Annotated in this window: 6 protein-coding genes; all 6 read left to right on the forward strand. The window is 67.2% G+C overall.

The features are described from left to right. Positions 1-8: 8 nt before the first annotated feature. Positions 9-1,337, forward strand: a complete 1,329-nt coding sequence (locus WBA97_RS12215) for a hypothetical protein (protein WP_424230877.1) — start codon at positions 9-11, stop codon at positions 1,335-1,337. Further along, positions 1,334-3,136, forward strand: coding sequence for a type IV secretory system conjugative DNA transfer family protein (locus WBA97_RS12220; protein WP_424230878.1), 1,803 nt, complete (start codon positions 1,334-1,336; stop codon positions 3,134-3,136). Before WBA97_RS12215 ends, WBA97_RS12220 begins: the two co-directional genes overlap by 4 nt. Continuing rightward, on the forward strand, positions 3,133-3,804 hold the full coding sequence (locus WBA97_RS12225) for a hypothetical protein (RefSeq protein ID WP_424230879.1): 672 nt from the start codon (positions 3,133-3,135) through the stop codon (positions 3,802-3,804). Before WBA97_RS12220 ends, WBA97_RS12225 begins: the two co-directional genes overlap by 4 nt. Beyond that, positions 3,801-4,022 carry a hypothetical protein gene (locus tag WBA97_RS12230; protein WP_424230880.1) on the forward strand — a complete coding sequence of 74 codons (222 nt, stop codon included), beginning with the start codon at positions 3,801-3,803 and terminating at the stop codon, positions 4,020-4,022. The genes WBA97_RS12225 and WBA97_RS12230 overlap by 4 nt, the downstream gene beginning before the upstream one ends. Positions 4,023-4,027: 5 nt before the next feature. Then, positions 4,028-5,083, forward strand: coding sequence for an NlpC/P60 family protein (locus WBA97_RS12235; RefSeq protein ID WP_424230881.1), 1,056 nt, complete (start codon positions 4,028-4,030; stop codon positions 5,081-5,083). A gap of 522 nt (positions 5,084-5,605) precedes the next feature. After that, positions 5,606-6,067, forward strand: coding sequence for a hypothetical protein (locus WBA97_RS12240; RefSeq protein WP_424230882.1), 462 nt, complete (start codon positions 5,606-5,608; stop codon positions 6,065-6,067). The last annotated feature ends 36 nt before the right edge of the window (positions 6,068-6,103 follow it).

The raw sequence follows: 6,103 nt of genomic DNA on the forward strand, positions 1-6,103 counted from the left end.
CGTGGATCATGGACCCGGGGCTGGGTGTCCCCGGCGCGTACGTCGGTGTCGACCTGTACAGCCGCGCGAGCTTCCTGTTCGACCCGTGGGAGCTGTACCGCGCGCAGGTGATCAGCTCACCGAACGGGTTGATCATCGGCGAGATCGGCTCCGGCAAGAGCGCGCTGATGAAGTCACTGATCGTCCGGTTCCTCGCCACCGGCGTGCCGTTCAGCTGGGTGGACATCAAGGACGAGTACACCGACCTCGCCCGCGAACTCGGCGTCGAGCCTCTGCGGCTCGGACCAGGACTGGGTGTCCGGCTCAACCCGCTGACCGCGCACCGCCGCCATCACAGCCAGACCGAGGCCGAGTGGCGCGGCGCGGTCAAAGCCCGCCGCCTGTCCCTGCTGGAGGGCCTGATCCACGTCCGGCTCGACCGCCCGTTGTCGATGACGGAACGCACCGCGATCGAACTCGCCCTCGACACCTGCACAGGCCAGCTCCGCGGCAGCGCCCGCAGCGACCTCGCTCCGGCGTCCCTGCCTGGGGTGGTCGCGAACCTCACCGCCACCGAGCGGTGGCGAGACGAACTCACCGACCGCGGTATCACCGCCACGCAACTACTTGACGAGTCCCGTGACGCGCGCCTGGCGCTGCACGGACTGGTCGGCGGGGCGCTGGCCGGAATGTTCGACTCCACCGAGGACAACACCCGGTTCCTCGACTTCGACGCGCCAGGCACCGTGCTCAACCTGCACGCTGTCCGCGCCGACCAGGCCGTCACCGTCATGTCGATGGTGTGCGCCCAGTCGGCCATGGAAGCCGAACTGATGCGCCCCGACGCCCGCCCTCGGCTCGTTGGCTACGACGAGGCGTGGCTGGCCATGCGCTACGTCCCGCTCCTACGCAGGTTTCAGGAGCAGTTCAAGTTGGCGCGGATGTTCGGCATCTGCAATTTACTCGCCGCGCACCGGCTCACCGACTGGAGCGCGGTCGGCGCCGACGGATCCGAGGCCGCACGCCTGGCGCGCGGGCTCCTCGAGGACACCGGGTTCAAAATCGTCTACCGGCAGGTCGAGGCCGCGCTGCCCCTGACCCGCGATCTCCTCGGACTGACCGACGTGCAAACCACACTGCTGCGTTACCTCCGCAAGGGAACCGGGATGTGGCTGCTCGATCAGCGGGCCTTCGTGGTGCAGCACTGGCTGTCCAGCATCGAAGCGCCGTGGGTGCAGACCGACTCCCGCATGCGTCCGGTCGGCGGTGTCGACGACATCTCCGACGACGAATGGGACGAGCTGCTCGACGACCAAGCCTCCCCGAAGGCGGCACGCAGCGAGGGAGAGTTGTCGTGAGTCGCCGCGGAGCTTCCCGCCGCGAGGTAGTGCGACACCTGCGACGCGAAGAGGTCGCCGGGCTCGCGCTCATCGCGGTCGCGACCGTCCTCGCCGCGCTCGGGCTGGCCGGGCAGCTGACCGCCTGGGTGACCGGGTACGGCTGGCCGAGCTGGCGTGGCGTCGGCATGAACCCGGTCCTGGATGTCCTCGCCGACCCCGCCGAGCCGATGCGACGCTGGCCTGACATCAGTAGCGCGCAGCGACCCGCCGCCGGCCTGTACTGGTCGGTCTCCGGCGCGCTCCTGATCGCGGCGACCGTCGGCGCCATCGCCGTGGTCCGCATTTTCCGGCCGCGCTCCAGGCCGGGGTTCGCCAGCCGCCGCGAGGTCGCCAGCCGGCTCGGTGAAGCCGCACTGCTCAAGCAGGCTCCTCGGCTCCGCCCGAGCCTGACACGCACGTCACCCCGGCCGTCAGCCTTACAGGTCGGCACGTGGCGGGGACGCGATGTCAATACCGGCTTGGACTGCTACTCCTCGATTCGCCAGTCCACCTACGTGGTCGGTCCCTCGGAGTCCGGCAAGACCTCCTGTGTCGTCATCCCGGAGGCACTCGATCACGACGGTCCTCTGCTGGCCACATCCAGCCGCGCCGACGTCATGGCCGCGACCTGGCAAGCCCGAGCGGACCGCGGCCGGGCCCTGCTGTTCGACCCACTCCGCCAGGCCACCGCGCTGCCACTCTTGCGGTGGGACCCGGTCCGAGACTGCGCAGACCCGACCGTGGCGATGCGTCGCGCCCAAGCCCTCATGTCTTCGGTCGACATGAACGGGGTCGAGAACGGCAACGCCTGGAAGTCCAGAGGCCAAGCCATCCTGCGGAACCTGCTGCACGCAGCCGCTATGTCCGGCGGCGACATCCGCACGGTGCTCAAGTGGACCTTCGATCAGACAGCAGTGGAACCGGCAGCCATCCTCCAGCGCAGTGCGCTCGCGCCCGAGAGTTGGGCCACCCTCCAATTCCAGGCGATCCAGACACCTGAGCGGCAGCGTGCGGGCTACTACATGCCGATCGAGGGCGCGATGGACTGCTTCATGCACCCCGCCGTGCTCGACACCTGCACCCCCTCACCCGACGAGCAGTTCGACACCATGAGCTTCTTCTTCGACTCAGCGCGGCAGTCCACGGTCTACCTGCTGGCGCAACGCAGCCAGGCGGTAGGCGTACTGGACCTGCTCGCGGCGTTGATGGAAGACATCCTCCATCACGCACGGGACCTCGGGCAGTTCAGCGAGAACAACCGCCTCGACCCGGCACTGAAGCTCCTCGTCGACGAAGCCCCCTCCACCGCGACCCTCACCCAGCTGCCGGACCTGGTCGCCGACGGCGGCGGACGCGGGATCCCGACCACCATGGTCGTACAGGACCGCGCGCAGGCCATCGACCGCTGGGGCATGCACCCGGCACAAAGCATGTGGGGCGCCGCCACTCTGCGCATGGTCCTGCCCGGCGTCACCGGCCACGACGAGCTCCGCGAGATCGCCAGCTACGTCGATGAGTTCGACGAGGAAATCCCCTCCTTCACCCGGCACGCCGGAACCGGATCCTCCGAACAGTTCTCGCTCCGGACCCGCCCTGGTATGACCCCCGCCGACGCCCGCGCGCTGCCCAGTTGCCACTCGCTGCTCATCGCTGCCGGCGGACTGCGTCCCGTGCTCAGCGAACTGACCCCGTACTGGCAACGCCCCGACCACACCGCCACGGCAGCGGCCGAACGGCGGTTCTACGAGGCGCTCAACGAGGGACGGACCCTGACATGACCACACCACCCAGCAAGGATTCGCCGGAACCGAATGGCCAGGATGCTCCCCCTGCCTCCGTCGCCGAACAGGCCGCCGCCGCGCTCGACGTCTCCGAAGACGTACTGGAAGTACTCGAGGAGGTCGTGCAGCGCCTCACCACCCTCGAAGGCGCCGTAGCGGGAACGCACCGCGGTGGCAGTACACCGGAGAACCGCACGGACTTCCGGTTCGAGTCCTACCCCGCAGCCGAGACGGACAAGGAACAAGCCGCGCAGGTTTCGCGGGCACGGGCAGCGTGGGAACGGCTCGACGCTTGGGTGACCTGGCTGACCGCGACCTACCGACTGACCAACGTCATCCCACCCTGTTGGCCCGACCACACCGCACTCCGCGAGGAACTGATCGGTCTACGCGTGGCGTGGACCGGCGCCTGGTCCCCGCGCGCCAGCAACGAGGCCATCGTCATCTGGCACGACAAGCTCTGGAGCGCCCGCGCCCGCCTGCTCGACGGCAACTGGGGCCGCCCGCGCTGCGACGGCCGACACGACGACAGCGGCCTCGACCTCGTCGAATCCCACCGCGCCTGGGTCGCCGATCAACGCCGCGACCACGCGCTCATCGCCGCTCGCGACCGCGCGCTCCACACCGTCCGCACGAACTGGCACACCGGAGATGACCCATCATGACCGCCTGGACCCTCGCCCGCCTCATGGATCTCTTGCGCCGTGCAGCCGACCTCCGCTCGATGCTCGGTGAACCAGACCCCAACGCAGACCCCCAGCTCATTGCCGAGCTGCACCGACGAGAATCCGCTGCCCAACACCAGGGCCGCGACGCCGGCTACGACCCCACTTACGACCCGGACCACGACCCATATCAGCCGGCCCATGGCGCGGAGGTGTGAGCGCCGTGGCCACACGTTCCCATCGCGCACCACGGGTGCTGACGCTCATGGTTGGGTTACCGGCTGCGTTCGCCCTCGCACTGGTGGCGTTCTGCGTCGTCGTGGTTGTCACCGACGACGAAGCATCCGCCGACGGCGGCGTCCAGGGAGTGGTGTGCGCCCCCGCAGATGCCACGACAGAGTCCGTCGGGCCGTACGGCCCCGACCAGATGACGAATGCCGCGCTGATCGTCCGCATCGGCACGCAGCGCGGCATCGCTGACCACGGGATCGTCACCGCGCTCATGGCCGCCATGACCGAGTCCAGTCTGCGCAACCTCAACCACGGCGACCGCGACAGCCTCGGCCTGTTCCAGATGCGCCCATCCCAAGGCTGGGGAACTCCCGCGCAACTCACCGATCCGCACTACGCGGTGAACAAGTTCTACGACGTACTGCTCAAGGTTCCGAACTGGCAGAGCCTCGCGCCCGGAGCCGCCGCGCAAGCAGTCGAACGATCGGCGTTCCCCGACCGGTACAACAAACACGAGCAGACCGCACGCGAGATGCTCGGCGCCGTACGAGGTGTCGACTGCCCGCTCAGGCCGGGATCCTCGACCGGCGACCACCTGGTCGACCTGCCCGACAACCCTCGCGCGGAAACCGTCGTCAACACCGCACTCTCGCAAATCGGCATCCGCTACGCGTGGGCCGGCGGTACCGCGAACGGCCCATCCGCGGGCACTGGAGTCGACAAGGGCATCGTCGGGTTCGACTGCAGCGGCCTCGCCCTCTACGCCTATGCACAGATCGGCGTCGCGGTCCCACACCAAACCCAAGCGATATGGCGCACCTTCCAACCGGCCATCCGCGATCCCACCCAGGTTTTGCCCGGCGATCTCATCCTCCTCTCCAACAACGGACTGCCAGGAGGCATCCATCACGTCGGGATTTACATGGGCAACGCTCAGGTAGTCCACGCACCCCAGAGCGGCGATGCCGTCAAAGTGACTGCCAACATCTGGACCTCATCATATTGGTCCAAAGAATTCATCGGAGCAGTCAGGCCAGGAGTTCAATGAAATGACCGAACCACAACATCCAGGCAATCTGGAGCCCATTTACCCGCCAGCCGACCCACGCGACATCATCATCGGAATACAGCACAGTCCGGCCGCATCCAACCCGTGGGCCTGGGGGAACACCGCGCTGCAGTTCGCTCCTGGTCCCGACGACACAGCACCCGGACACGAGGCCGACATGGAACCAGAACCGGGTTCATAAGCACGAAATACCAACAAGGCCGGACGGATGACGCACCTCTGGCCTTATTTGCCATGCCCGAAAAAAGACAACCAACGAGACTCAGATAATCCACCCAGATGACTTGACAGCCAGTCGATAAGTCAGGCATCGTCGAAGTAGCTCGAACGACGCGCTAATGTCGAGACATTCAACGAAGCGTCAATCACGATAAGAGCACCGAAAGAAATCACCTTTCGGAAGTCATTTCTCATTCTGCGATCACGCAGTCGTACGAGTCGCTATTCGACCGTTCATAACGTGATTAAGAAATGGGAATCATCACGAATGGGGAGGTTCGTGTGACGATCAATCTCAGGAGGAGCATCCCGCTCCTCGGAGTCACCGCGGCAGGGGTGGCGCTCGCCGTGGGTGCCGCAGCAGGGGGTGCCGGTAGCCCGGTGGCTGCCCGCGACCAGGCGCCACCGGTGGAGCACGTGGCCGTCGCGAAGACGGCTACCGACGCCGTGACGCGGCACAACACCGGCACCACGGCACCGAAGATCGAGCTGGTCTCGGCCGCCGTCCGGTACACGGCCACCGTCAAGGTGACCGACGCGTTGCTGCGGTCTCAGCCCAACACGCGGTCCACGAAGCTGGACGTCAGCCAGCCGCCGCGCGGCGTCGACATCTACTGCTGGCACGACTACACCGACGTGAGCCACTACGTCTGGTTCAAGGCCCACCCGTGGGGCAGCCGCTACACCGGCTGGATGCGCGGCGACCTGCTCCGTCGGCCGGGCCCGCTCCCGCCCAGGTGCTGACAGTCCGACTGGCGTGGCCGCGTCGCTGTCGACGCG

The sequence above is a fragment of the Actinophytocola sp. genome, from assembly GCF_049647105.1.
In the GTDB taxonomy this organism is placed as follows: Bacteria; Actinomycetota; Actinomycetes; order Mycobacteriales; family Pseudonocardiaceae; genus Actinophytocola.